We start from the raw sequence: 26,166 nt of genomic DNA on the forward strand, positions 1-26,166 counted from the left end.
CTTCCCCCTTAATTACATTTGCAGTGTAATAAATTTAAATCAATCCTAAAGCGATACTATTTAACCAAAACAAATTATTCCACTGATTAATATTCCAACTAATAGTAGCATTTGTAAAATAAGCCAAAAAATTTGTTTTTTTAATAATTTTATTGTTCCTTTTTGGCGTTCAATAATTGATCTTGTAGGGAGTTGATTGGTGTTAATTAAATTTAATTGTTGTAATGCTTCATCTAATTCTATTAACTTATTTGGTAGCTGATCAACATTAATGGCTAAATAATCGAATAACTTTTTATCAAATTCAATACGCAGGGCATAATATTTGCTTATTAATCCCATCAAAAAAACAATAATACAACCAATAACGCATAGTAATGAACCTATCCACCAACTTGCTATCAATCCAAAACATAATGTTATTACCGTTATAGCTAATGAAAAAATATAAAATTGCTTACTCATTGCCAATAAGCTACAAAATGTCACCAGTGTAGTTTGATTTGTAATTTTAGGTGATTTTGTTTTGTTATAGCTTAGCATAGGTTTCCTTTGTATATTTGTAAAAATAGATCTGATAAAATTAAACGTTGCTTAGTTGTAATAACTACTGAATGACGGCTTGACTTAACTTTAGTCATGGCATCATCAAGACTAGAAGCCCTTTTTGTTAGTAATAGCCAAGCAATTACTGCAGTTGCACTACGTGAATAACCTAATGCGCAACAAACTAGTACATTTCCTTGTTTATGATACTGCTCAATAATTTTAGAAACTTGCTGACATTGTTCAAGAGTTAGTGGTGTCATATCTAACACTGGAATTGAGCTATAATTACTAGAAATATGTCCTATAGGTAATTCGGCACACAGATCAACAATCGAGAAACAAGAATTTTTTCGTAATGTATTATTAGAGGGTATTCGTCCTAAATAAACATTATCACAAATCAAATCTATGGAGTTTTTTCTTAATGTCCATAATCGAGAATTAATCCACATGATTATAAAATAAGGTAAATATAAAATAGTAGTGGCAAGATTAAAATGTCCGTTAGTCTGCTTTTGAAATCCTATTGCACCAACAAATAAGTAATTGCCACAAACCAATAATAAGGAACCCGAAAGCCACAGCAACCAAAGCCACCATCCATTAAAGTAGATTGCTAAACTCAGAGATAACAAAAATAATATAAAATAGATACCAGCCCAAACATAGTGTTTGGCTAATTGTCTATTTTTTAATGGCGATAAGTTGTTATCCGGCCATAACCAAATACAAAAACAACCAACCCATAATCCAGTTGGAATATCAAAAAAATGGTGTTGCCAAGTTGTTAATACTGACACGCCTATTAAGAGACACCAAACATGCAAAATATAACGAGCAAGCTTGCTATGTAAATAATTAACATAAAACTGCCATAAAATGATAAGTAATGTGATGTGTAATGAAGGTGCTTGATTAAATGGCTTATCAAATCCCATTAAAACATTAAATAATATTCCAGAAAAGCCATCTAATGGTGGGCGTTCAAAACTAAATGTAAGCGGAAAGATTAAAAAAACAAAAATACAAATAATCTGAGCTGATAAAAGTCTAAAGCCAAGTCTTTTAAGAGTTGGGTAACAGCTAGTCAACAAAATAGCTAATCCATACATAAGATCTATTGACCAATATGATATGATAGTCCAAGGCCATAAAGGTATTGAGTGTTCCCATTCAAAAACTAAACTGCCTACATCACTTCGCATCGCTGTAAGTTCATTGGCAAAATTATAGCTAGTAAAAAAGAAAACGGTTAAACTAACTAACCATGCTAACTTATAAGCAGTTAGCTTATTAAAGCAATATTTCAACTCACATATTCTCTATTATTTAATTCGCTGAGCCAGTGATACGGTAAATATCCCCCACTGATCAATACGCATGGTAATCTTTTTAAATCCAGCCTCTGCGACAAGTTGGTCCATTTCAAGTTGGGTACGTCTGCGCATAATCCAAGGTTGTCCATTTCGGTGTGATGTTAATGCCCTTGCTATAAATTCAAGTTGTGGGTGCCAAGGTTGATTAGTATAAATTAAATATCCTCCTTCAGGTATTGAGTCAGCAAGGCCAGATAGGGAGTTACGTAGCAACTGATTATCACTAAACAGCTCATACAAACCAGATACAACGGCTAAAGTTGGTTTAGGTGATAATTGGGCTAGTTGCTCACGATTAAAAGCATCGCCTTTTTCAAAACGTGCTATATTTAATAAACCCTTCTCTTCTATTAATGTTTGACCTGCAAACACATTAATATCGCTATAATCTCGTAGTAAGATCGAATTGGGTTTATTGGCTATTTGATTAATCGTTTCTAAAATATAACGCCCATGCCCTGCTGCTATATCAACAATATCGACTGGCTTATTTTGCTCATGAAGTTGATTGATAACTAGTTTCAACAGTTCTTCAAGGTGTATTTTTCGTTGACGGATACCCCGCCACCCGATAGATTGTAAGTAAATGTAATCTAAAAAACGCCCTAGTTTTGAAGTGCCAGACGGTTCATTACGATAGACATAATCCAATGAGCTCCCTGAATCAAACCCCATTGTCGTGCCCAATTTTATCCCATCTGAAAGTCGGCTTGCATATGCTAAACTAGCTTTAATAAATTTCCAATATAAAGGTTTAATCCAACCCGATGGCGGTAAGGCTAAATTATCTGCTTCTTGTCTTGTATAACCAATCATATCGGCATTAGTAAATGACTGAATCTTAGGTTGATTTGCAAAGGCTCCGAAAATAAATCGCCTTGCACGATCGATTGCTAGTTTTCGTTCTTTTTCACCAAAAGTATCATGATAAAAGCCAGACAACACATGAAACTCTTTTTGCTCAGTACCTAAATTGTCATAAAATTGTTTTTGCGGTTTACGTCTTACTACATAATCCGAACCTGAAACTAATAATTGCGTTGGAATGTTAATGGCATTGGCATCTTTAACAATACGATCAGACACAGCATATAAATCAAGAAGTAACCGAACCGATATCGGTCTAGTAATTAATGGATCTTGGGTAAATGATTTGGCATGTTCAACGTCATGTGTCAACAATTTAGGTTTAACATAACTGTTAACAAAAAAATTGCCTTTTAAGTTATACAGCAATTTCAAACCTGGTACGGCTAATGGGACATATAATTTTACACTAAAAGCAGGTGAAGCTAATACCAAAGCTCGAATATTGGGTACATAATCATGTACCCATGCCGAGGCAATGACAGCACCAACACTTTGGGCGATAATGGCAATATCTTCTTGACGAAGATTATACTCCTGCATGATATGTTCAATGAAACAGTTAGCATCTTTAATTAACGTTGCAAAATTGGGTGCATCACCTCGCTCACCTTCTGATTGACCATTACCTCTAGCATCCCAAGCAAAGATTTGATAATTGGGTAAATTTAATTCATCAGCAAGATGTGCGACACGTCCCGAATGTTCATGCCCACGATGAAAAATGACTATTGCTCTAGGCTGATTAGCATTGCTATTAACAACAGGCCAATAGCGATAAAATAACTGACAACCATCATGACTAATAAATGTTTTTTGTTGCTGTTGACGCATAACTTTCCCTCGTTATTTTTGTGTTTCTTGCATGCCTTTTCGAACTCGGTTAATAACAGTATAAATAAGTAAAAAACTGATGATCCATAATAACGTATTAATCCACATTAAAGGTAATAAATAAGTTGCAATACCTAAACTTATCACCCCAAAAACAAAGGCTCGATCGCTTTTACCCATTGGTCCATCATATCGCCTTGACGCGCCAATCATAACACCTAAAATGCCACTATATTCTGTTAAAATGGATAGTAAAACCACACAAATAACTAAATTGATATTTACTTCTTGAAGTTGTGTAAAAATAAGTAATAGCACGCTGTCAGAAATGACATCACAAATTTCATTTAAATAAGCACCTAAATTTGATTTTTGCTGATATTCTCTAGCTAACATACCATCGATCGCATTAAGTGCCATACGGATAAACATCCATATTGGAATAAGAAAAAAAATCCATTGATATGATGCCAATATTCCAACAATAAAAGCAATCATAATAGAACCCAAACAGGCAACTAAAGTTACTTGATTAGCAGTAATATTAGCTTTATAAAGACGATCAACATAAGGACGTAGTCGTGCTTGAAACTTCGGCTTTAATTGATAAATTGATAACACAGGAAATCCTTGTTTAAATTTCTTTAGCTAATCCTTGTTTAGCGATTTTTATCACATTTTTTAAATCAACACCTTGTGCTTTGGCGGCAAAAATACAACCACAATAACATTGCCGATAAACATCATACTCTTTACAAAGCTCGATAGAGCGTTTATAACCATTATTCTTTTTGAAATCAGAAGGGAGATAATTGACCGAAAAGATTTCTTGAATTTCAAACCCCAGTTCATTTATTTTCTGACTATTCTTTTTAGGGCTTAGTGTTAACGCACTTGCAAAATAGTCAAAGCCCAATTCTTGTGCTTTAATTGCTGCCAGATCTAATCGCATCTTGTAACAAATATGACAACGCTCACCACCTTCTGGTGCATCACGCAAATGACCAACTTGTTTAATAAATTCTGCTGGCTGATAAGGTGCTTCTAAGAATTGAACGTTATTACCTGTTTTTTGATTAAAGTCAGCAATAAATTTCTGTTGCACCACACTACGGTGCTCATATTCAACTCTGGGATGGATATTAGAATTAGCAAAATAAATCGTAATATCTGCATATTGTGCTAAATACTCTAAAACATAGGTACTACAAGGTGCACAACAACTATGAATTAGTAACTTTGGTCGAACTGATTCTGATTGCCAATTATTAATCACTTCTTTTAAAACAGAATCGTAATTTACTTTATTATGTGGATTTAATTTTTCGAGAATATTTTTAGCATTAATTAACATGGGAACTCATTTATTTTGTTTTCTATTTTTTGGGGTCTAGCTAACTAAGATCTTAGTCGGCCAATTATGATATAGCTATACACATTAACCTTCAAGGAAAAAACTAAAATTCTATATCTAACTTTATGAAACTGACATATTTTTATATATAACAAATGAGGTTTATCATAAAGGTAAAAAAGAAATTCAAACATATTAATACAACTTCAAATTAGTGCCATTGCTGACGTTGTTGTATCAATCAATTTTTATTTGATTATTTATAATAAATGAACTATTGCTAATTTAATTTTCTCTCCTAGCATTGGTCGATATTATCTTTTGAACATAACGTTTTTCTAAAATAAATGCGATACAAAAATAGACAATGGTTAATATCCACAAATGCCAATATTGCTGACTAAATTCGGAAAAACTTGCTCCCATTTGATTTATTTTTACTGACCCAACTATAGCTGGCACAGCTGGAAATATATAGCCAATAAAATGGAACAAAGGAGGCATCAATTCTTTTGGCCAAGATAATCCTGTAACAAAAAAGATAATCATACTTGACGGTATAATTAAGCAAAATACATCACTTACCGTATGGACAAAATGTGAAACAATTTTACCTAATAACGAAGTGGATAAAATAAAAGGAAGAATAAATAATAAGGAAACAAATAGATGACTTAAGCGCGGTAAGTCATACCAATAGTTAGCAAATACGGTATAAATAATAAAATAGATTAAATAAAGCACTAAATAAGTCAATAATTTACCAGAAAGCAGTAATAATGCCGATGAGACCGTGTGATTCTGTTTATTAACAAAGGCTATTTCAAAATCAGAATTTTTACTAAATAGACGGCATAAAATACTACCGATAAATAATGTCTGATTTAAGATCAAAATAAAAGCGGCAGGGATAATATAGGTTGCATATCCTGATTGAGGATTAAATAAACTAATTAACTGGCTATTAAAAGGGGAAACATTATTATTTGCTACTGCAGGATCGACACCTTGCGCTATTTTGCGTGAAATTGAAATTTTAGCGCCAAAATTACTGGCAACGGTATTAATGGCGGTAGCAACATTACTATAAATTAAAATATAGCTTGCATCGCCATAATATGACACTGGGCTAGTTTTTCCTTCTAATATATTTTTTTGAAAACGGTAAGGTATGAGTACAACTCCATATATTTTACGTTCTTCGATAAGTTTTTTAGCTGTTTCTAAGTCTGCTATATGTAAATCTATATTGATGGATTTATTAGCATCAAGTTGTCTTACTAGATCTCGACTGTAATTGGTATTATCTTGGTCAATAACAGCAATAGGAACATCTCGGATTGCTTCATGTAAATAGGGTTGTGGGTAAAAGATGAAATAGATAAATATTCCCACAAACATAACACTAACTATCGCTTTGGTTTGGAAAATTCGTTTTAATTCATCATAGGAAATTAATAGTAAAGATTTAATCATATCAACCGCCTACGGATCTTTCGTAAAAAAAGATAAACAAGAATAGCCATAACACCCAATTGGATCACTAAATAAACAAACGGTTGTAATGAAGTTACTATATTTGGCGATCTTAATGTTTGATCAAGACGAATTTGTATATACCATGTTACAGGTAATAAAGCACTCCAAATATAAGCAAAGGTATTCATTGCAATCCGAGGGAAAATAAGCCCAGTAAATCCAAACGCAGGTGATGCTACTAAGCTTGCAGTGCCATAAGCTTGTGCTAGTGTTGATCCCGTTAAACCAAAGAAAATACCATACAAACATGAAGTCAAGATAAAGCTTATATCACCAAGTATAAGCAATATTAAATGTCCATTTAAAGGCAAATTAAAATTAGCAATTAAAACGGTATCAAATAGAATCAAGCAAAATAAAAAATAGATAAAATAAGGAATAATGCGTCCTAATAAAAAGATAAAAATATTATGATTAGCTAATTTTAATATTTGCTGATACCCCATTTGAGTAAAACGATCACGAGTAATACTAGTAACCATGGCCATCATAATAATGATTTGTAATATAGTGGGAATTAAACCACTAATTAACGTATATAGATAATTTAAAGTTGGATTATATAAGGGATGTAAACTTGTCGGAATAGTTTGCATTTGGCTTTGTGCAACTGGTGAAGCAATTCCTTTTTCTAATAATCCTTGCAATACTATTTGACTATTTGCTGTTTTCAATGCGGAACTCATCGCCCGAAAAATAATCGTTCCAGCTGACATATACTGATTATTATAAAAAGCGACAACTTCTGGCTGATGACCAGCTATAAGATCTTTTTCAAACTCATGTTGAATGAAAAGCACAGCATAAACATCACCTTTAATCAACGCATGTTTAGCAGAGGTAAGATCTTGATAACGTTCAGCTACCTGTAGCTGAGGTGAAGCAGCAACTTGTTGAATCAATAAGCGAGATGACTTGGTTGTGTCTTGATCAACAACAGCAATAGGTACCTGAGTAATAACACCGGCATGGTACATATAAACAAATAAAAAAATAAATAATAAAGGATAGATGAAAACCAATAAACACCAAATACGTTGTTTAATTAATTTACGAAGTTCCCATCCAATTACTTGAAATAGCCGGTGATACATTAATATCGTTCCCTTTTGTGTAAAATCTCAATATTATTCAAGCTAGCGAGATTGCCACTTTGTAGTAACGCTCATTCCTGGGCGGAGACCTGACACTTTATTAATTGGTTTAGCGCGCATTTCAAAAGTCTTTAAGTCAAAATCACCCGTTGCTTTAGTCGCCTGCCAATTCGCATATTGACCTAAAGCATTTAATACAGTGACTTTAACATCTATAATCTGATTGTTTAATGCCGGTACTCTTACTTGAAACGTATCACCAACTTTAAGGTTTCCCAGCAAATCTTCGCGTATATTAAAAGTAAACCAAATATCATTTAAATCAATAATAGAATAAAGCGGAGTACCTGGGCTGTATAATTGCCCTGTTTCAGCAACTCGAGTCGTAATTTGACCGTTAATTGGAGAAACTAAAGTTAATTCATTAACATCAGCTTTTACTTGCGCTAAAGCAGCCTTTGATTGTTCTACTTGAGCATCAGCTAATTTTTTCTGTTCTATGCTACTGCCATTTTCAGCCAATGTCAGATTAGCTTTAGCTGCTTCATAAGCTTTAATAGCGGCTTGATATTGATTAAAGGATTCATCATAATTTTGCTTTGAAACCGTTCCATTTTTGGCTAAACGATTAATTCGGTCATAGCTAGCTTGAGCTAAAGCTAAATCCAATTTTGCTTTATCTAATTGAGCTTTTTGTAGATCAATTGTTTCTGGCCTAGTACTATACGTCGTATCACGACTTGCTATTGCCACATTTAATTGTGCTTCAGCGCTTGCAAGCTGAGCTAACAATGCAGGACTTGAAAGAGTAAGAAGCGTATCACCTTTTTTAACATCATCCCCAACATCATAGTTAAATTGAATCACTCGACCTTGTACTCTAGCGGCAACATCAACACGGTTAGATTCAACTTCACCCTGTAATATAATGGTACTAGGTTGATTAGCAAAATAGATAATAATAACCATAGCAATAACAGCAATGATTGCTATAATCAAAGAAAGACGTTTTTTATGCATAAATTGTGCTTATAAATGATTAGAATAAAACTAAAATGATATTATTGGGATATAATATAAAGCCAAATATTAAATTACGCAATAAAATATGGGATTATACAATATAGGCTTAAAAAAGATTTACATAAATAAAGCTAAGAATGTAAGAATAATTCACGTTGTTTACAGTAATTTGAGAAACTACTGTAATTAATATACATAAAAGAGCAAAACTAACGCCTTATCACCGACAGCGATAAGATGCTGATATCAAAAAGAAAAACAACTGTCACCAATTTGGCTAAACACTTTATGGTCAACCGCTAGACCATTTATAGCGTGATAAAAAAACCGATGAAACCTTTTTAACCAGTCAGAATGAGCATTATAAAACCATCAGTTAGGGTTTTAAATGTTTGTTTAAAATCGAAAAGCCCATTGAAAATAAATTAAGACCGGCAAGCTAAAAGTGATAACAAAACCTATCCGAGCAAAATACGACAGACTGATACCTACGGTTTACCTTTACTTAAAAATGAAACGATGCAACAAACTAGAGAAGATTCTCTTGATGATATTTATTTGATTTTTAATGTTTTTATACATAAACGTAGTACACTCCTGAAACTTTTTGACAAAAACTATACTATCTTGATTTATTTAGATAAACTGTGTGATAACCATCATTTCAACCAAAAATCGACAAAAATAACTTGCCCACAAACCAATGGAAACGCCAAAAACGTGATGCAAAATTTGAATTCAGATATGGCATAATCAGCAATTATTTGGCAATCCAAAAGAAAGAAAACAAAAACTCAAGCGGTTTTGAGAAAACATTTTATGCGTTTTTAGAGGGCTATTTTAATCATGAAGTATAAACAATTTGGCGTTGTCCTACAGTTTTATTGTCACAATTTATATTAATTGACTGGACTATTTAATTAATTTGCCAACTGATAAGCTAAAGCGTAAAATGCCCATCCTATTTTGCTTAACCTATTACTTATAAGTAATACTGACCTGAAATCAGAGGCATTTTTAATGACAAATTTATATGCAAAACCAGAGTTACTTTCACCTGCCGGTTCTTTAAAAAATATGCGTTATGCTTTTGCATATGGAGCGGATGCGGTTTATGCTGGCCAACCACGATATAGTTTACGAGTTCGTAATAATGAATTTAATCATGAAAATTTAGCAATTGGTATTAACGAAGCCCATGCTCAAGGTAAAAAGTTTTATGTGGTAGTTAATATTGCTCCTCATAATTCTAAACTCAAAACTTTTATTCGTGATTTAGAACCTATTGTAAATATGAAGCCTGACGCTTTTATCATGTCTGATCCTGGCTTAATTATGTTGGTTCGTGAACATTTTCCTGAAATGGAAATTCATTTATCAGTCCAATCTAATGCTGTTAACTGGGCAACGGTAAAGTTTTGGCATCAAATGGGATTAACTCGTGTTGTGTTATCCCGTGAATTATCGCTTGATGAAATTGCTGAAATTCGTGAAAAAGTTCCTGAAATGGAGCTTGAAGTGTTTATCCATGGTGCACTTTGTATGGCATATTCTGGGCGCTGCTTGCTTTCGGGTTATATTAATAAACGTGATTCAAACCAAGGCACTTGTACTAATGCTTGCCGTTGGGAGTATAAAGTTGCAGAAGGTAAAGAAGATGAAGTAGGACAAATAGTCCATAAATGCGAACCCATTCCTGTGCAGGAAATTGAACCTACGTTAGGAATTGGTAAAACTACCAATAAGGTCTTTATGCTTGAAGAATCAGGTAGACCTGGCGAATATATGCAGGCTTTTGAAGATGAACATGGTACTTATATTATGAATTCAAAAGATTTAAGAGCGGTCGAGTTGGTGGATGATTTAACTAAAATTGGTGTGCATTCTCTTAAAATTGAAGGGCGCACTAAATCATTTTATTATTGTGCAAGAACGGCACAAGTGTATCGCCAAGCTATTGATGCAGCCTGTGAAGGTAAGCCTTTTGATCCTCGCTTATTAGTTGAACTTGATTCTTTAGCTCATCGAGGCTATACCGAAGGTTTTTTACGTCGCCATAAACATGAAGATATGCAAAACTATATGCATAGCCATTCTGTATCTGATCGGCAACAGTTTGTCGGTGAATTTAGTGGTAAACGTTTAAATGGCCTTGCTGAGGTTATTGTCAAAAATAAGTTTTCGGTCGGTGATAGTGTTGAAATGATGACACCAAAAGGTAATAAAACCTTTATTATTGAACGTATGGAAAATAAAAAAGGACAGCCTGTACCTGCTGGATTAGGTGATGGACATATTGTTTATATTCCAATCCCTGAAGAAATCGATTTGAATTATGCATTATTGATGCGTAATTTTGATTAGTTTTGTTAAACAGAATAACTGTTCGGGTGACCGAACAGTATGTTAACTTTTATGCTAATTTTGATTTTCTATTGGCGAATCAAATCATCACCATAACCGATCCATTTATAAGTCGTCAGTGCTTCAAGTCCCATTGGCCCACGAGCATGCAATTTTTGTGTACTAACTGCTACTTCTGCACCTAATCCAAATTGTCCACCATCAGTAAAACGTGTTGATGCATTGACATAAACAGCAGCTGCATCAACTTGATTTACAAATTGTTCTGCGTTAATTAAGCTACGCGTTAGAATTGATTCTGAATGACCTGTACCATATTCGCGAATATGTTCTATAGCCAGTTCAAGCGAATCAACAATAAGTACATTCAAATCTTTTGATAACCATTCTTGTTGTAATTCCTCATCTTTAACGGGAAAGACGGTTGCTGTACAGGTTTTTAATATGTCATAACAGCTTGCATCAGCATGTAAAATCACATTATTATCTGCCATGATCTGGCTAAATTTTGGTAAAAACTGCTTTGCAATATTTCGGTGAACTAGTAACGTTTCAAGCGTATTACATGTGCTTGGGCGCTGAGTTTTAGCATTAACAATAATTGGTAGGGCTTTATCAAAATCAGCTGTTTCATCGACAAAAATGTGACAGACTCCAATGCCACCTGTAATGACGGGGATTGTTGAATGTTCACGGCATAATTTGTGTAAAGATGCACCTCCACGGGGAATAATCATATCAACGTATTTATCAAGTTTAAGTAGCTCATGAACATATTTACGATCAGGATCATTAATACATTGAACAGCTGTTTGCGGTAAACCAACTTGTTTTAATGCTTTTTGGATAACAGCAATTATGGCTGCATTAGTATTGATTGTTTCTTTTCCACCACGAAGTATTGCTGCATTACCTGTTTTTAAGCACAAAGCTGCAATATCAATTGTTACATTTGGCCGTGCTTCATAAATCACACCAATAACGCCTAAAGGCACTCTATGACGTTGTAGCTTTAATCCATTATCTAAAATTGAACCATCAATCACTTGACCAATAGGATCTGTTAAGGAAACCACTTTTCGTACATCATTGGCGATAGATGTTAACCGTTCAGGTGTTAAAAGTAGACGATCTAAAATAGCTTCGTTTAAACCTTGTTTTTTTGCCGCTTGGATATCTTTTTCATTTGCACTGAGTATACTTGCGCTATGCTGTTCTAATAAATCAGCAATAACCATCAAAGTGTGGTTTTTTATAGTGGTAGAACATTGCGCTAGTTGATATGAAGCAAGTTTAGCTGTTTTACCTATTTGCTGTAACATTATTATTGCCTCTAAAGTTTATTTTTAATAATTGTAGTTGTTAATAATTGTAGTTGTTAAGCATTATTTTTTCTAAAAAATCTCTTGTATAACGTTAATATTATATTGAAATTTGTCAAAAATTTTTATTTTATTATTTATTTGGCGTTTTTCTACACATAAAAAGCAAACTCACTTATACCCCACTAACATTTCACGTTTTAAACCAAACCCTTTTCGTTTTTGAACAGTAAATCCAGCATTAATTAAATGACGACGAACAAATCCAGCTGCTGTAAAAGTAGCAAAACGCCCACCATGAGCGGTTAGTTTAAAACAATGTTTAAATAAACATTCTGACCACATATCAGGATTTTTTGCTGGTGAAAATCCATCAAAAAACCAAGTATCAATCAATACATTTTGCTTTGCTAAAAAATCTGAGTAATTGCTAATATCATCATAACATATCGCTAAACTGACGTTGTCAAACTGACAAGTCGCATCAATTAAATGCGTTTGAAGCCGCTTAGCTAACAAAAATAAAGGCGAGTTTTTAGAAATGACCTTATCATGAATCTTGATTAATTCGTCTAATGATAATGGATATTTTTCGACACTAAAAAAAGTAAGATACTTAAGTTTATGATTTGGGTGCTGACGCCTAAAATTTAAAAACGTTTGCCATAAAATCAAAAAACTCAATCCCGAACCAAAACCTGTTTCAGCAACGACAAATGTATCTTTTTGATGTTGAGTAAAACGCTGAAGTAAATCATTACCATCAATAAAAACATAAGTGGTTTCGGCAATTGCCCCTTGCGTATTAAAATACACATCATCAAAATAAACAGAAACAGGCGCCTGATTTTCATTCCAAGAAATAGTCGATTTATGCATGAATATCCTTTTAAACAGTAATATTTAACAACTGTATATTAATGTTGATTATGTATATAATACGCCAAGTTAACTTATGAGGTAAATTATGGTATTTCTTTTTCGTCTAATTAGTGTTGTGATAATTGGTATTGCTATTTGTGTGTTAGGCACCATTTTTTGCTTGTTTAATCCAAGAAATCCCAAAAATGTTGCAAGATTCGCTCATTTATTTGGATTTTTCTTTAAACCGATATTTGGCGTAAAAGTGGATACTCGCATTCACCCTAATATTAGTAAAATAGGTAGCTGTGTGTATATTGCCAATCACCAAAATAATTATGATATCGTTGTAGCTAGCGATGTTGTACAACCTAAAACAGTCACTGTTGGTAAAAAAAGTTTGGCTTGGATTCCTTTTTTTGGGCAGCTTTACTATCTTACTGGTAATATTCTTATTGATCGTAATAATAAATCAAAAGCTCACGATACAATTGGACAAGTGGTTAATGAAATCCAAAAACGTAATATTTCTATTTGGATGTTCCCTGAAGGTACTCGTAGCCGTGGTCGTGGATTATTACCTTTTAAAACTGGCGCATTTAAAGCAGCAATTGCAGCGGGAGTGCCTATTGTGCCAATTTGTGTATCTCAAACCAATGATATCAAATTAAACCGTTTAAATAATGGTCATTTTATTGTTGAAATGTTAGAGCCTATTGAAACCAACACATTAAACAAAGAAGATGCTAGAGCTTTAATGGAACAATGCCATAATAAAATGACAAATAAAATAGAACAAATAAATGCAGAAGCAAAACAGTTAAATAATCAAAAATAACTATGAATAAACAAGATCGTAATTTTGATGATATCAGTAATAAATTTGCTCAAAACATTTATGGCACTACTAAAGGTAAAATTCGTGAAGCGGTAGTGTGGCAAGAACTAGAAAAGATCTTAGCGACCTACCCCACCAATAAACCAATAACCATACTTGATGCAGGTGGAGGACAAGGTCAAATCGCCTGTAGATTAGCCAAACTTGGCCATCAAGTAACGCTTTGTGATATTTCGGAACAAATGCTAGAACTAACCAAACAAAAAGCGCTAGCAGAAAACCTAACTATCAATTGCTTTTGCTGCCCTATTCAGCACCTTGATAGTTTAATTAATCAACAATTTGATTTAGTTATTTGCCATGCGGTATTGGAATGGGTAGCTGATCCAATTGAATTGATAAATTCATTAAAAAATCACCTTAAACCTGACGGTTATTTATCGTTAATGTTTTATAATTATCATGCACTTTTGTTTAAAACGGTGACATTAGGCAATTTTGGCTACACTCAAGCTGGGTTAGCTAAACGCAAAAAAAAGACTCTTTCGCCCGATTATCCAAGAGATCCGAACGATGTATATCAATGGCTTATTCAAGCTAATTTTACTATTTTACAAAAAACGGGGATTCGTATTTTTCACGATTATCTTACTAATAAATCCAAAGCAGAAACCCATTTTGAACAACTATTAGAACTGGAACAAAAATACTGCCAAACAGAACCTTATCTTCACTTAGCAAGATATATTTTAGTAACAGCGAAAATAAAATAAATTCGTAAATATCCCACTTTCATTCATGCTTTTTAAAATGATCACTCGAAAATTTTGCCATAAATCGGTATCATAAGCAGATAAATTTATTGGTTAAGGAAAATTATATGATCGTGGTAACCGGTGGGGCTGGATTTATTGGTAGCAATATTGTTAAAGGCTTAAATGATCAAGGTCGTAAAGACATTTTAGTTGTTGATGATTTAACTGATGGCACTAAATTTGCTAATTTAGCTGATTTAGATATTGCCGATTATATGGATAAAGACGAATTTATTGCTGCTATCATTTCAAACGAAGACCTTAATATTGACGTTATCTTCCATCAAGGTGCTTGCTCATCAACCACCGAGTGGAATGGTAAGTTTATGATGGAAAATAATTATGATTATTCCAAAGATTTACTGCATTATTGCTTAGATTTTAATATTCCATTTTTATACGCATCATCAGCTGCTACCTATGGCGGACGCAGTGATAACTTTATCGAAGATCGACAATACGAAAAACCTTTAAATGTTTATGGGTATTCTAAATTTTTATTTGATCAATATGTCAGAGAAATTTTACCCGAAGCAAAATCACCAGTTTGCGGATTCCGTTACTTTAATGTTTATGGCCCTCGAGAAAATCATAAAGGTAGTATGGCCAGTGTTGCGTTTCATTTAAATGAACAAATTAATAAAGGCGAAAAGCCAAAGTTATTTGCTGGTAGCGATAACTTTAAACGTGATTTTATTTATGTTGGTGATGTGGTTGATGTCAATTTATGGTTCTGGAAAAACAATATTTCAGGCATTTATAACTGTGGAACAGGCCGTGCTGAATCATTCCAAGCTGTGGCTGATGCCGTTCTTACTTACCACAAAAAAGAAGAAATTGATTACATCCCTTTCCCTGATCATTTAAAAGGCCGTTATCAAAGCTTTACACAGGCAGATCTATCTAACTTTAGAAAAACAGGTTGCCAGATTGAATTTAAAACAGTCGCAGAAGGCACAACCAAATATATGCAATGGCTTAATAAGCAAGAAAGGTAATTTAATGAAAACACTCATTATTGGTCCATCTTGGGTTGGCGATATGATGATGTCGCAAAGCTTGTATCGCACATTAAAACAACTTGATCCTAACAATGAAATTGATGTTATGGCGCCAGCTTGGTGCCAAGCATTATTAAATAAAATGCCTGAAGTGAATCAAGCTATTGATATGCCTATAGGTCATGGTGAATTTGCATTATCAAAACGCCACGAAATAGGAAAATCACTTCGTGATAGCTATTATGATCAAGCAATTGTGTTACCTAACTCATTTAAATCAGCATTAATTCCATTTTTTGCCAAGATTTCTAAACGTACAGGTTGGAAAGGTGAAATGCGCTATGGATTATTAAATGATATGCGTAAACTCGATAAACAAGCTTTTCCATTAATGGTTGAACGCTATATTGCGCTAGCGTATCCTAAAGAGCAAATACATTCAGCATCTGATTTATCACAACCTTTATTATGGCCCAAACTTAGTGTTAACCAAGACGAAATAGCTCAAGCACTTTCAACCTTTACAATAACACAAGATGAACCATTAATTGGCTTTTGCCCAGGAGCTGAATTTGGTCCAGCAAAACGTTGGCCTGATTATCATTACGCTGCCCTTGCCGACATGCTAGTTCAACAACATGCTAAAATTATTATTTTTGGTTCAAAAAACGATCATAATGTTGGCGAGCAGATTATTGCCAAAATGACTCATGGCGATCAATGTATAAACTTGGCAGGTCAAACGCAATTAGAACAAGCGGTAAGTTTAATTGCAGCATGTAAAGCAATTGTTACTAATGACTCAGGATTGATGCATGTTGCTGCTGCATTAGATAAACCACTTGTCGCACTTTATGGACCAAGCAGCCCTGATTTTACACCGCCATTATCAAATAAAGCCGAAGTTATTCGTTTAATTACCGGATATCAGCGCATCCGCCAAGGTGATGCAGAGCAAGGCTATCATCAAAGCTTAATCGATATTAAACCTGAGAATGTATTTGAAATATTGATGAAACTGATAATGCGTTGTGAAAAGAGTAATAGATAATGCATGTATTAGTTGTTAAAACTTCATCAATGGGCGATGTTCTACATACTTTACCTGCATTAACCGATGCAGCAAATTGCGTGCCTAACATTACCTTTGATTGGGTAGTTGAAGAAAACTTTACCCAAATTCCAAGTTGGCATTTTGCTGTTGATAAAGTCATCCCTGTGGCAATAAGGCGTTGGCGAAAAAATTGGTTTTCTAAAGCTATTCGTCAAGAGCGACACGACTTTATTAATAACTTACAGCAACAACAATATGATGCAATTATTGATGCCCAAGGGCTTATTAAAAGTGCACTTTTTATTACTCGTAAAGCTCAAGGTATTAAACATGGTTTAGATCGCAAAAGCATCAAAGAGCCTATTGCTAGTTGGTTTTATGATATAAAACATAATATCCCCAAGCAAATGCATGCTATTGAACGCATTAGGCTATTATTTGCACAAACCCTTCAATACAATTTACCTAATTCAATAGGTGATTATGCCATTGCTCGCCACTTTTTATCTTCATTACCTAGCGATAATCAAAAATATCTTGTTTTTTTGCATGCCACAACTCGAGATGAAAAACATTGGACTGAGGATGCTTGGCGACAATTAATCAAACTTATTGAACCGACAGGCTTAAAAGTTAAGCTACCTTGGGGAGCTTCACATGAACAGCAACGAGCAATACGCCTTGCTCAAGGATTTAACCATGTTGAAGTATTACCAAAACTTTCACTTAATGACATCGCAACTGTCATTGTGGGAGCTAAAGCAGTCGTATCAGTTGATACTGGACTAAGCCATTTAACCGCTGCATTAGATAGACCCAATATTACACTATTTGGCAAAACTGACCCTATGTTGATAGGAGGATATGGAAAAAATCAATACAGCATTATCTCACCAGATAAAATTATGAAAACAATTAGTGCTAATCAGGTTTATCAAAAATTGAGTGATTTTTTGTAGGTAACTTTTCTGCTTACAATTTAATTAAAAGGAATAAACAAAATGAATAACTATTGTGAACTAATTCGTGAAAAATATGCCCAAATTGGCAGTAATGAGCTTGGCTATATTGATGATGCGTTAGGCACAGTAATGCGAGTTCTTGATGAAGTAGTTTGTAATGAACAAGTTCCCGAAGAATTACGGCATAAAGCCGCTTATGCAGCGGCTAATTTATTAATCAGTGACTTTGATATTAAATAGCGGTTGGATAGCGGTTGGTAGGTTGATAATAAATCGAGTAGACTGTTCATCTGATTCAACTGTAATATTACCTTTATGCGTATCAATGATCGATTTAACAATTGCAAGTCCAATACCCGTACCCGAAGTATTATTACCGTTACGATGACGAGACTCATCTACACGATAAAAACGATCAAAAAGATGAGGCAAATGGCGACTATCGATTTTTTTACCAGGATTTGAAATCACAGCTTTGACACGATTTTCACTAACTTGAGCTAAAGTAATTTTAATAATTCCATTTTCTGGCGTATAACGAATGGCATTAGATAAAATATTACTTATTGCTCTTGCTAGCATCATTCTATCACCTAAAATATGGCAACACTCCCCTTCTAATTCGAATTTGATAGCTTTTTCATCAGCAAGTGGCTCAAAATAATCACATATCATAACCATCATGTTATGCAAATTAATATCAACTAGATTAGGTACTAATTGACGATTATCTGCCTGTGCTAAAAAGAGCATATCAGATATCATTTGTGACATTCTTTCATACTCTTCTAAATTTGAGTATAAGATTTCTCTATACTCTTCGGTCGTTCTTGCATTGCTTAATACAATTTGAGTTTGAGTTGTCAAATTAGTAATAGGTGTACGCATTTCATGAGCTATATCTGCCGTAAAATTACGTTGTCTTTGAAAAACATCTTCCATTCGATTAAGCATCTTATTAAAAGCCCTGACTAAACTAACATATTTTACTGGAACAGATGAAGTTGAAATACGATGGTTAAGGTTTTTTAAGTTAATACGTTCAATCTTCTTAATTAATCGATTAATCGGTTTTTGAGTAAGATAGATAGAAATAAATGAACCAATTAACGCCAAGATACAAGAAATACCAATAAGTATTTTTAAGCCTTTTCTTAATCTCCTGATAAATTCAATCTGTAAGTCACGACCAACAGCTACAATAGTTGTGTATTGTTTGTTTTGATCAGTTATGACCCTTGATGCAGCAATACGATAAGATGACTGATTCACATTCGATACTGTTGTTGTATGCTTAGTAATAATTTCTTCAAAATCAGCAGACTTTAAGGCAATAGAAAGATTAGGCCCTCGTGTGCGATATAATATTTTACCTGAATCATCAACAATATAGACAAATAACCGATGATGACCAGTTAAAATTAATAGTAGGCTCTGAAAAAATTCATCACGATTATCATCCTGTGAATAATAAGTAAGTTCGCGCTCTATGGATGAGATAACAGATGTTAACTCAGATACATTTTGGTGAACAGAAAGTTTTTCAAACCAACGTTCAATAAAGTAACTAAAACAGTAAAGTAGTCCACAAGTAAGTAAACAAACAATTAATGGTAACCGAAATGATACAATTTTAGTCAACTTCATCTAATACATCCAATTTATATCCCATTCCACGTACAGTATGAATTAATTTAGGTTCAAAATCTGCATCAATTTTACTACGTAATCGCCTAATGGCCACATCAATCACATTAGTATCACTATCAAAATTCATATCCCAAACTTGTGATGCAATAAGTGATCTAGGTAACACTTCACCAGGATAACGCAAAAAATATTCTAACAACATAAATTCTTTATTAGTCAAATCAATTCGTTTTCCAGCTCGCGTTACTGTTCGTTTAGGTAGATCCATTACCAAATCTGCAATACTTAATTGATAATTATTTACTTGTGGTGCATTACGTCTTAATAATGATTTGATTCTTGCTAGTAATTCAGCAAACGAAAATGGTTTAACTAAATAATCATCTGCACCTAAGCTAAATCCTTTGACTTTATCGTCGATACTTCCCATAGCGGTGAGTAATATAATTTGAGTATCTTTTCCAGCTTCACGCAAAGATTGAACAAATTTCCAACCCACAATATCGGGTAACATCACGTCCAAGATAATTAAATCATAATCTTCAGTCATTGCTCGATGATAACCATCTAAACCATTATCGGTCAAATCAACAATAAAACCTGACTCTACTAGCCCTTGACGAAGATACTCACCTGTTTTATGTTCATCTTCAACAACTAATAATTTCATTTTTAATATTCCTTTCATTATTTTAGACGGTTATCAAAAATTACATAATGTAATAATAGAATATATGAAAAAACAAAACAGATCATGACAAATAAATTACTGTATTGTAATAGGCCGGTCATCAATTAGTTTTATTTAGTCTGCTATAGTATCCACACAATGATTCATGAGGCTAGACATTATTGTTTCATTGTTTTATTTCCTTTCATCCATTCCTTGCAATTTAATGCAGCCCTAGTTTACTAGGGTTTTTTTTTATTCTAAATAGACGTAAGCTGATACAGACTTTGAGCAATAAGTAGTTAGGTATAAATAATGGAACATTATTAACTAATAATACTTTATTTTACATTTTTTTACTTTTTACACAATACAACGCCTATTTCAATATGATCGGTATAAGGAAACTGATCAAACATAGCAAAATGTTGAATTGAATGTGTTTGGGTTAAAAGTTGTAAATTATCATGTAATGTATTAGGGTTACATGATATATAAATAATCTTTTTATAAGATTTAAGTATATTAATCGTATTTAAATCAACTCCTGCACGAGGAGGATCAACAAGCACTGTTTCGCACTGATAATCATCCAAATTAATTCCTTTTAAACGATTAAACTCGCGTTCTTTTTTTATCGCGCTAGTAAACTCTTCGGCTGATAACCGTGCGATAACAAGGTTATCGATATGGTTGACAGCAATATTATGCTGTGCTGAATAAACAGATGCTTTGGCTATTTCAGTTGCTAACACTTTACGAAAGTTTTGTGCCAACGCGATCGAAAAATTACCATTACCGCAATAAAATTCGAGTAAATCGCCCGATGAGTTTTTGGTGACTGAAATAGCCCATTGCAGCATTTTAATATTTACCGCAGCATTAGGCTGAGTAAAGCTATTTTCGACTTGACGATAAATAAATTTTTTATCCATTACTGGCAAAACTTCATCAACATAATCGACATCTATTGTTATTTTTTGATTACTTGCGCGCCCTACAATATTAACATCTAAGCCTTGTTCTGCTAATTGCGCTTTTAACTTTTTTGCTTCAAGAGTCCATTTTTCATTTAATTTTTTATGATACAAAAGCGTAATTAACAGTTGACCACTTAAAGTAGAAAAATAATCAATTTGAAATAATAAATGACGAAGTTCTTGGTTATGCCGTAACAAAGGTAAAATTGCCTGCATCGCTTGATTTATTAACTTTGTTGCGACAGGAAACTCATCAATTCGCACCCGTTTTTTTGTTTTTTTATCATACATAATATGATAAAGATCTTCATCCTGATGCCAGATTCTAAACTCAGCACGCATACGATAATGGCTAATAGGCGATGAATATACTGCTAATTCAGGAACAGAGAAATCCGATAATAATGCTTTTAAATTATCGACTTTCTTTTCTAATTGTTGGTTATAGTTTTCATTTGAAAAACATTCAGTCATAGTTATTATCTGATGATTATTATAGAAGTATTATTTAATATGAAGTTTTGAATCACGTTGTATTAAATAACGAAATGGTTAAACATATAAACTAAGCAATTTTACATCAATAATATAACTATTTGTATATCATTACGTATAGGCACAATATTATCACAAATAACTAATAATGATAAGTTTTACATGAACAAAAGCCTCGTTTTTAGACGGATATACAATAAAACAACGAATAAAAATAGAATACTTTTAAACATAGTTATAAAGATTCTGGTGATAACGATTGTAGTTATAATGATTAACGTTATAATGTGTCGTATCATTTTAGGTAAAAAGAACACTATGACAATACAGACTTTTTCTGATTTAGAGTTAGACGATATTTTAATTCACAATCTTCAAGCACAAAATATAACTACACCGACATTAATCCAAACGCAAACAATCCCTGTTGCTTTAGATGGCAAAGATATTTTAGGCTCAGCCCCCACAGGCACAGGTAAAACATTGGCCTTTTTAATTCCTGCCGTGCAACATTTACTAGACTTTCCACGTCGAAAGCCAGGCCCACCGCGTATTTTAATATTAACACCAACGCGTGAACTTGCCATGCAAATTGCCGAGCAAGCCAAATTATTAACCGAATCGACACATTTAAGTATTGCAACCATTACTGGTGGTGTTGCTTATATGAATCACGCTGAAGTATTTAGTAAAAATCAAGATATTGTTATTGCGACAACTGGTCGATTATTACAATATATAAAAGAAGAGAATTTTGACTGCCGAGCAGTTGAAATGCTTATTTTAGATGAAGCTGATCGCATGTTAGACATGGGCTTTTTGCAAGATGTCGAAACCATATCAGCCGAAACACGCTGGCGTAAACAAACCTTACTATTTTCAGCTACACTTGAAGGTGATGGACTACATGATTTTGCTAACCGTATTTTGAACGATCCTGTCGAAATCAACGCTGACCCATCGCGTAAAGAACGTAAAAAAATCTTACAATTTTATTATCGAGCTGACGATCTCGCTCATAAAGTAGCACTGCTTACTTACTTATTAAAACAAGAGGAATTTAAAAAAACGATCGTTTTTGTCCGTAAACGTGAGCGTGTACATGAATTAGTTAGCTTACTACATCAAGCTGGTATCCATAGTTGCTATTTAGAAGGCGAAATGGTACAAGCCAAACGTAACGAAGCAATTAAAAGAATCAGCAACAATACAGTTAATGTACTAGTAGCTACCGATGTCGCAGCTCGTGGAATAGACATTGATGATATCACCCATGTTATTAATTTTGATGCGCCAAAAACAGCCGATGTTTACTTACATCGTATAGGTCGCACGGCTCGTGCTGGTAAAAAAGGCACAGCAATAATGCTAATCGAAGCCCACGATAACGAATTACTACAAAAAATTGAGCGCTATATTCAAGAGCCAATCAAATTAAGAACAATTGACCAATTGCGACCAAAAACCAAAGCGCCAAAACCAGCAACAAAGAAAAAGCCATCGCAAAAAGCAAAATTAAAAAAAGCTGGCAAAAAAGAAGAAATCAAAAAGAAAAAAATAAAACAACGTCATCGAGACACAAAAAACAAGGGTAAACCAAAAAATCAATAAATAATACCGAACAATAAATCACAACTTAATAGGTTAAACTTATGGTATTGATTGTTTATAATGACTTGGATAACAGACTTAAATCGCTATAATACGTAGCGACAAGATTTGCAATAATATATAGGAGAAAACGCATGACATTAGTCACTCGCAAAGCCCCAGACTTTACATCAGCAGCAGTTCTAGGTTCTGGTGAAATTGTTAACAATTTCAATTTATCACAACATATTAATGGTAAATATGCTGTTGTATTTTTCTGGCCAATGGATTTCACTTTTGTTTGTCCTTCTGAAATCATCGCATTTGATCACCGCTTAGAAGAATTCAAAAAACGTGGTGTTGAAGTTATTGGTGTTTCAATGGATTCTGAATTTGTGCATAATGCATGGCGTAATACACCACAAGATAAAGGCGGCATTGGTGAAGTGAAATTCCCTATTGTTGCAGACGTTAAACATGAAATTATGCAAGCATATGGAATTGAACATCCTGAAGCAGGCGTTGCATTACGTGCTTCATTCTTTATTGATAAGTCAGGTGTTGTTCGCCACGAAACTATTAACGATTTACCAATTGGTCGTAACATTGACGAAATGATTCGTATTGTTGATGCGTTCCAATTCCATGAAAAACACGGCGAAGTTTGCCCAGCACAATGGACAAAAGGTAAAAAAGGTATGCAAGCAAACCCAGACGGCGTTGCTAGTTTCTTAAAACAATATGCCGACGAAATTTAATTTAGTCAATTTAATTTAGTTCATTTAGTTCATTTATTTCATCCAAAATATTACTGCCGGAGTTTATCTCCGGTTTTTTTATCTATAAGGATAACAAATTAAAACTAGTCATAAAGTTGTGTGTAACCCGACAACACCAATAATAATAATGGTAAGTCCAAACAAGCGCGGAAAATTTCTAGGCTCATTAAATAACAGCATATTGGCTAACACTGCGCCCGATGTACCAAGACCAACCCAAACAGGATAAACAATACTTAATTCAATATAATGGAGCGAAAAATAAAAAAATACAAAAGAAACAAAAAATCCCCCCCAATACAAAACAAGCCTAGATGGATTTTTCTCCTCAGCGTATAACTTAAGACCAATTGCACCAAGCACTTCAAAAACTGACGCTATCAATATAAGCAGCCATCCCATGATTGAAATCATCCTTTATTATAATATTAACTATCAGCTCGTTTTAGTTGAACAACACCAACAATAATTAGTGCAACAAAAAAAAGTTGAATTAACTTAACTTCTTTATCAAAAAGTAACATATCAATTACTGTTGCGCCAATCGCTCCAACACCTGAAAAAATAGCATAAACTGTACCAGTGGGAATCGTTTTGCAAGCATTAGTCAAAAAGGTAAAATCGACAATAATGAGTGATACAATAATAATCCAATGCCAAAGTTCTGTTGCGATGCTAAATCCTAAAATCCAACACAATTCAAAAAAGCAGGTCAGCACCACAAATGCCCACTCTTTATTAACGCTAAACATAGCAACCTCGCTTTGCTGTTTTAGTTTTGCCGTAGTAATCAAATTTTTGCTTTAAATATATGTTTGATTATGCTCTATTGCCGATAGAAATCGGCAAAACAAGGATGGTTCGCAAATAAAAATTTGCCACCAAAAAGATGTTAATTGTTATATATTCCCAACCATTAAGCCATAGTGTTTAATGCTACGAACACCGTTACAACTTTTATTCTTATTTTTCAAATAAGAAAATGATTTTATAATGAAGATTCATAAATAGCAAGAGCTAATTTTTATAATTCATGCGCATCTCTTATATAGATTAAACTACCTAAGTAAAATGCTACGCCTTGATACCAAACGTTTACCTTTACTTAAACACTATACATTCCTGAAAGTTTTTGACAAATGACGCTGTTTTTTTTATTTAGATAAACAGCGTGATAGCCATCATATTAATCAAAAATTCACCAAAATCGTCCACCTATAAACGAATGGAAAAGCCGCAAGAATGATATAAACTTTGAATTTAGGTGTGACGTAATCAGCAAATATTTAATAATTCAAAAGATAAAAAACAAAAATTAAGTGGTTTATTAACTTTTATAATAAGGTTAAACCAATAAAGTGATTTTGGGAAAACGCATTATTCATTTTTAGAGGACCATTTTTATCATGATGCGTAAACAAGTCGGCGTTTTCCCACAACTAAATTAAATAATATCGTTATGAGTTGTATTACATTGATTTACGATACTCAACAATATCTTCAATGGTCACAACCGGCATATGATATTGTTTAGCAAACTGAACCACTTCAGGTGCTCTTGCCATAGTGCCATCATCATTAGTTAGCTCACACAATACAGCTGCTGGTTTTAAACCGGCTAATGTCACTAAGTCAATCGATGCTTCGGTATGACCCCGACGAACTAAAACACCGCCTTCTTTAGCAACTAAAGGAAACACATGCCCCGGATGATTAAGATCACTCGGTTTAGCATTATCATTCACCGCAGCCTTAATTGTTGTAACACGATCAGCGGCTGACACGCCTGTTGTTACCCCATTAGCGGCTTCAATCGAAATGGTAAACGCCGTATTGTTTTTACTGGTATTATTTGCCACCATCATTGGCAACTGTAACTCATCACAACGTTTTTGTGGCAAACATAAACAAACAATGCCACTGCCATAACGGATAGTCAGCGCCATTTGCTGACTTGTAATGGACTCGGCTGCCCAAATAATATCGCCTTCGTTCTCACGGTCTTCATCGTCTAGAACTAGTACCCCTTGGCCAGCTTGAATAGAGGTAATTGCTTTTTTAACACGTTCAATGGGCGATCCAAATTCATTTAAATTAAACTGATTCATGGTAAATACCTATATTTTTTAACTTGCTCATTTCATTATTT

At 33.7% G+C, this 26,166-nt stretch carries 25 protein-coding genes; 9 read left to right on the forward strand and 16 right to left on the reverse strand.

Translation table 11 applies throughout. The annotated features are described in order from the left end of the window. Window positions 1-60 precede the first annotated feature (60 nt). The 8 genes from GA0061080_RS03180 to GA0061080_RS03215 all read right to left on the reverse strand — a co-directional run bounded on the left by GA0061080_RS03180 (window position 61) and on the right by GA0061080_RS03215 (window position 8,633). A complete protein-coding gene (locus tag GA0061080_RS03180) occupies window positions 61-543 on the reverse strand; it encodes a hypothetical protein (protein ID WP_091120900.1) in 483 nt (160 codons plus the stop codon). Continuing rightward, on the reverse strand, window positions 537-1,859 hold the full coding sequence (locus GA0061080_RS03185) for a phosphatase PAP2/dual specificity phosphatase family protein (RefSeq protein WP_209435716.1): 1,323 nt from the start codon (window positions 1,857-1,859) through the stop codon (window positions 537-539). The genes GA0061080_RS03180 and GA0061080_RS03185 overlap by 7 nt, the downstream gene beginning before the upstream one ends. Before the next feature lie 15 nt (window positions 1,860-1,874). Then, window positions 1,875-3,626, reverse strand: coding sequence for a bifunctional alpha/beta hydrolase/class I SAM-dependent methyltransferase (locus GA0061080_RS03190; protein ID WP_091120903.1), 1,752 nt, complete (start codon window positions 3,624-3,626; stop codon window positions 1,875-1,877). A gap of 12 nt (window positions 3,627-3,638) precedes the next feature. Further along, window positions 3,639-4,247 (reverse strand): CDP-alcohol phosphatidyltransferase family protein, encoded by a 609-nt coding sequence (locus tag GA0061080_RS03195; RefSeq protein WP_091120907.1) that lies wholly within the window; start codon window positions 4,245-4,247, stop codon window positions 3,639-3,641. A gap of 13 nt (window positions 4,248-4,260) precedes the next feature. Then, complete coding sequence (locus tag GA0061080_RS03200) at window positions 4,261-4,980, reverse strand: epoxyqueuosine reductase QueH (protein ID WP_091120910.1); 720 nt, start codon at window positions 4,978-4,980, stop codon at window positions 4,261-4,263. A gap of 285 nt (window positions 4,981-5,265) precedes the next feature. Then, on the reverse strand, window positions 5,266-6,456 hold the full coding sequence (locus GA0061080_RS03205; RefSeq protein WP_091120914.1) for an ABC transporter permease: 1,191 nt from the start codon (window positions 6,454-6,456) through the stop codon (window positions 5,266-5,268). After that, complete coding sequence (locus GA0061080_RS03210; RefSeq protein ID WP_091120917.1) at window positions 6,453-7,613, reverse strand: ABC transporter permease; 1,161 nt, start codon at window positions 7,611-7,613, stop codon at window positions 6,453-6,455. The genes GA0061080_RS03205 and GA0061080_RS03210 overlap by 4 nt, the downstream gene beginning before the upstream one ends. 42 nt (window positions 7,614-7,655) lie before the next feature. Next, a complete protein-coding gene (locus GA0061080_RS03215) occupies window positions 7,656-8,633 on the reverse strand; it encodes an HlyD family secretion protein (protein WP_091120919.1) in 978 nt (325 codons plus the stop codon). 1,023 nt (window positions 8,634-9,656) lie between these two features. Between GA0061080_RS03215 and trhP the strand changes: the two genes are divergently transcribed. Further along, on the forward strand, window positions 9,657-11,000 hold the full coding sequence (gene trhP, locus GA0061080_RS03225) for a prephenate-dependent tRNA uridine(34) hydroxylase TrhP (RefSeq protein WP_091120926.1): 1,344 nt from the start codon (window positions 9,657-9,659) through the stop codon (window positions 10,998-11,000). 68 nt (window positions 11,001-11,068) lie between these two features. On the opposite strand, the gene proA is transcribed toward trhP, so the two are convergent. Both proA and mnmC2 read right to left on the reverse strand, forming a co-directional pair. Then, a complete protein-coding gene (gene proA / locus GA0061080_RS03230; protein WP_091120929.1) occupies window positions 11,069-12,322 on the reverse strand; it encodes a glutamate-5-semialdehyde dehydrogenase in 1,254 nt (417 codons plus the stop codon). A 171-nt stretch (window positions 12,323-12,493) separates the two neighbouring features. Continuing rightward, window positions 12,494-13,201, reverse strand: coding sequence for a tRNA (5-methylaminomethyl-2-thiouridine)(34)-methyltransferase MnmC2 (gene mnmC2, locus GA0061080_RS03235; protein WP_091120931.1), 708 nt, complete (start codon window positions 13,199-13,201; stop codon window positions 12,494-12,496). An 88-nt stretch (window positions 13,202-13,289) separates the two neighbouring features. Here mnmC2 and GA0061080_RS03240 point away from each other — a divergent pair, with 88 nt between their 5' ends. From GA0061080_RS03240 to GA0061080_RS03265, 6 genes are all read left to right on the forward strand, one after another. Then, the gene (locus GA0061080_RS03240; protein WP_091120935.1) at window positions 13,290-14,021 is read left to right on the forward strand and encodes a 1-acylglycerol-3-phosphate O-acyltransferase; all 732 of its coding nucleotides are present in this window, start codon (window positions 13,290-13,292) and stop codon (window positions 14,019-14,021) included. A gap of 2 nt (window positions 14,022-14,023) precedes the next feature. Continuing rightward, entirely contained in the window at window positions 14,024-14,794 is a 771-nt protein-coding gene (locus GA0061080_RS03245; protein WP_091120936.1) for a methyltransferase domain-containing protein, read from the forward strand. A gap of 107 nt (window positions 14,795-14,901) precedes the next feature. Further along, complete coding sequence (gene rfaD / locus GA0061080_RS03250) at window positions 14,902-15,834, forward strand: ADP-glyceromanno-heptose 6-epimerase (protein WP_091120937.1); 933 nt, start codon at window positions 14,902-14,904, stop codon at window positions 15,832-15,834. Between the two features lie 4 nt (window positions 15,835-15,838). Continuing rightward, a complete protein-coding gene (gene rfaF, locus GA0061080_RS03255; protein ID WP_091120939.1) occupies window positions 15,839-16,888 on the forward strand; it encodes an ADP-heptose--LPS heptosyltransferase RfaF in 1,050 nt (349 codons plus the stop codon). After that, window positions 16,888-17,850, forward strand: coding sequence for a lipopolysaccharide heptosyltransferase RfaC (rfaC, locus tag GA0061080_RS03260; protein WP_091120941.1), 963 nt, complete (start codon window positions 16,888-16,890; stop codon window positions 17,848-17,850). Before rfaF ends, rfaC begins: the two co-directional genes overlap by 1 nt. 42 nt (window positions 17,851-17,892) lie before the next feature. Further along, a complete protein-coding gene (locus GA0061080_RS03265) occupies window positions 17,893-18,093 on the forward strand; it encodes a YaeP family protein (RefSeq protein WP_091120943.1) in 201 nt (66 codons plus the stop codon). On the opposite strand, the gene GA0061080_RS03270 is transcribed toward GA0061080_RS03265, so the two are convergent. From GA0061080_RS03270 to trmA, 3 genes are all read right to left on the reverse strand, one after another. Next, entirely contained in the window at window positions 18,067-19,500 is a 1,434-nt protein-coding gene (locus GA0061080_RS03270) for a heavy metal sensor histidine kinase (protein WP_091120946.1), read from the reverse strand. The two genes, GA0061080_RS03265 and GA0061080_RS03270, sit on opposite strands and share 27 nt — an antisense overlap. Next, complete coding sequence (locus GA0061080_RS03275) at window positions 19,487-20,173, reverse strand: heavy metal response regulator transcription factor (protein ID WP_091120949.1); 687 nt, start codon at window positions 20,171-20,173, stop codon at window positions 19,487-19,489. Before GA0061080_RS03275 ends, GA0061080_RS03270 begins: the two co-directional genes overlap by 14 nt. Before the next feature lie 356 nt (window positions 20,174-20,529). Further along, entirely contained in the window at window positions 20,530-21,627 is a 1,098-nt protein-coding gene (gene trmA, locus GA0061080_RS03280; protein WP_091120951.1) for a tRNA (uridine(54)-C5)-methyltransferase TrmA, read from the reverse strand. Window positions 21,628-21,966: 339 nt separating this feature from the next. Between trmA and srmB the strand changes: the two genes are divergently transcribed. Both srmB and GA0061080_RS03290 read left to right on the forward strand, forming a co-directional pair. Next, complete coding sequence (srmB, locus tag GA0061080_RS03285) at window positions 21,967-23,259, forward strand: ATP-dependent RNA helicase SrmB (RefSeq protein WP_091120953.1); 1,293 nt, start codon at window positions 21,967-21,969, stop codon at window positions 23,257-23,259. Between the two features lie 134 nt (window positions 23,260-23,393). Then, on the forward strand, window positions 23,394-23,996 hold the full coding sequence (locus GA0061080_RS03290; protein WP_091120956.1) for a peroxiredoxin C: 603 nt from the start codon (window positions 23,394-23,396) through the stop codon (window positions 23,994-23,996). 108 nt (window positions 23,997-24,104) lie between these two features. On the opposite strand, the gene GA0061080_RS03295 is transcribed toward GA0061080_RS03290, so the two are convergent. From GA0061080_RS03295 to ribB, 3 genes are all read right to left on the reverse strand, one after another. Beyond that, window positions 24,105-24,419, reverse strand: a complete 315-nt coding sequence (locus tag GA0061080_RS03295; protein ID WP_091120958.1) for a DMT family transporter — start codon at window positions 24,417-24,419, stop codon at window positions 24,105-24,107. Window positions 24,420-24,445: 26 nt separating this feature from the next. After that, window positions 24,446-24,769: a DMT family transporter gene (locus GA0061080_RS03300; protein WP_091121009.1), complete on the reverse strand. Its 324-nt coding sequence runs from the start codon at window positions 24,767-24,769 to the stop codon at window positions 24,446-24,448. A 717-nt stretch (window positions 24,770-25,486) separates the two neighbouring features. Beyond that, window positions 25,487-26,125 carry a 3,4-dihydroxy-2-butanone-4-phosphate synthase gene (ribB, locus tag GA0061080_RS03305; RefSeq protein WP_091120960.1) on the reverse strand — a complete coding sequence of 213 codons (639 nt, stop codon included), beginning with the start codon at window positions 26,123-26,125 and terminating at the stop codon, window positions 25,487-25,489. Window positions 26,126-26,166 lie beyond the last annotated feature (41 nt).

Origin of the sequence: Gilliamella intestini (assembly GCF_900094935.1) — a bacterium.
Lineage (GTDB): Bacteria > Pseudomonadota > Gammaproteobacteria > Enterobacterales > Orbaceae > Gilliamella > Gilliamella intestini.

Bases quoted from the DNA above. Each gene is read 5' to 3' on its own strand.
- GA0061080_RS03180 (WP_091120900.1), bottom strand. From the start codon at position 543: ATGCTAAGCTATAACAAAACAAAATCACCTAAAATTACAAATCAAACT.
- GA0061080_RS03190 (WP_091120903.1), bottom strand. From the start codon at position 3,626: ATGCGTCAACAGCAACAAAAAACATTTATTAGTCATGATGGTTGTCAG.
- GA0061080_RS03200 (WP_091120910.1), bottom strand. From the start codon at position 4,980: ATGTTAATTAATGCTAAAAATATTCTCGAAAAATTAAATCCACATAAT.
- GA0061080_RS03205 (WP_091120914.1), bottom strand. From the start codon at position 6,456: ATGATTAAATCTTTACTATTAATTTCCTATGATGAATTAAAACGAATT.
- GA0061080_RS03210 (WP_091120917.1), bottom strand. From the start codon at position 7,613: ATGTATCACCGGCTATTTCAAGTAATTGGATGGGAACTTCGTAAATTA.
- GA0061080_RS03215 (WP_091120919.1), bottom strand. From the start codon at position 8,633: ATGCATAAAAAACGTCTTTCTTTGATTATAGCAATCATTGCTGTTATT.
- trhP (WP_091120926.1), top strand. From the start codon at position 9,657: ATGACAAATTTATATGCAAAACCAGAGTTACTTTCACCTGCCGGTTCT.
- proA (WP_091120929.1), bottom strand. From the start codon at position 12,322: ATGTTACAGCAAATAGGTAAAACAGCTAAACTTGCTTCATATCAACTA.
- mnmC2 (WP_091120931.1), bottom strand. From the start codon at position 13,201: ATGCATAAATCGACTATTTCTTGGAATGAAAATCAGGCGCCTGTTTCT.
- GA0061080_RS03240 (WP_091120935.1), top strand. From the start codon at position 13,290: ATGGTATTTCTTTTTCGTCTAATTAGTGTTGTGATAATTGGTATTGCT.
- GA0061080_RS03245 (WP_091120936.1), top strand. From the start codon at position 14,024: ATGAATAAACAAGATCGTAATTTTGATGATATCAGTAATAAATTTGCT.
- rfaD (WP_091120937.1), top strand. From the start codon at position 14,902: ATGATCGTGGTAACCGGTGGGGCTGGATTTATTGGTAGCAATATTGTT.
- rfaF (WP_091120939.1), top strand. From the start codon at position 15,839: ATGAAAACACTCATTATTGGTCCATCTTGGGTTGGCGATATGATGATG.
- rfaC (WP_091120941.1), top strand. From the start codon at position 16,888: ATGCATGTATTAGTTGTTAAAACTTCATCAATGGGCGATGTTCTACAT.
- GA0061080_RS03265 (WP_091120943.1), top strand. From the start codon at position 17,893: ATGAATAACTATTGTGAACTAATTCGTGAAAAATATGCCCAAATTGGC.
- GA0061080_RS03270 (WP_091120946.1), bottom strand. From the start codon at position 19,500: ATGAAGTTGACTAAAATTGTATCATTTCGGTTACCATTAATTGTTTGT.
- GA0061080_RS03275 (WP_091120949.1), bottom strand. From the start codon at position 20,173: ATGAAATTATTAGTTGTTGAAGATGAACATAAAACAGGTGAGTATCTT.
- trmA (WP_091120951.1), bottom strand. From the start codon at position 21,627: ATGACTGAATGTTTTTCAAATGAAAACTATAACCAACAATTAGAAAAG.
- srmB (WP_091120953.1), top strand. From the start codon at position 21,967: ATGACAATACAGACTTTTTCTGATTTAGAGTTAGACGATATTTTAATT.
- GA0061080_RS03290 (WP_091120956.1), top strand. From the start codon at position 23,394: ATGACATTAGTCACTCGCAAAGCCCCAGACTTTACATCAGCAGCAGTT.
- GA0061080_RS03295 (WP_091120958.1), bottom strand. From the start codon at position 24,419: ATGGGATGGCTGCTTATATTGATAGCGTCAGTTTTTGAAGTGCTTGGT.
- GA0061080_RS03300 (WP_091121009.1), bottom strand. From the start codon at position 24,769: ATGTTTAGCGTTAATAAAGAGTGGGCATTTGTGGTGCTGACCTGCTTT.
- ribB (WP_091120960.1), bottom strand. From the start codon at position 26,125: ATGAATCAGTTTAATTTAAATGAATTTGGATCGCCCATTGAACGTGTT.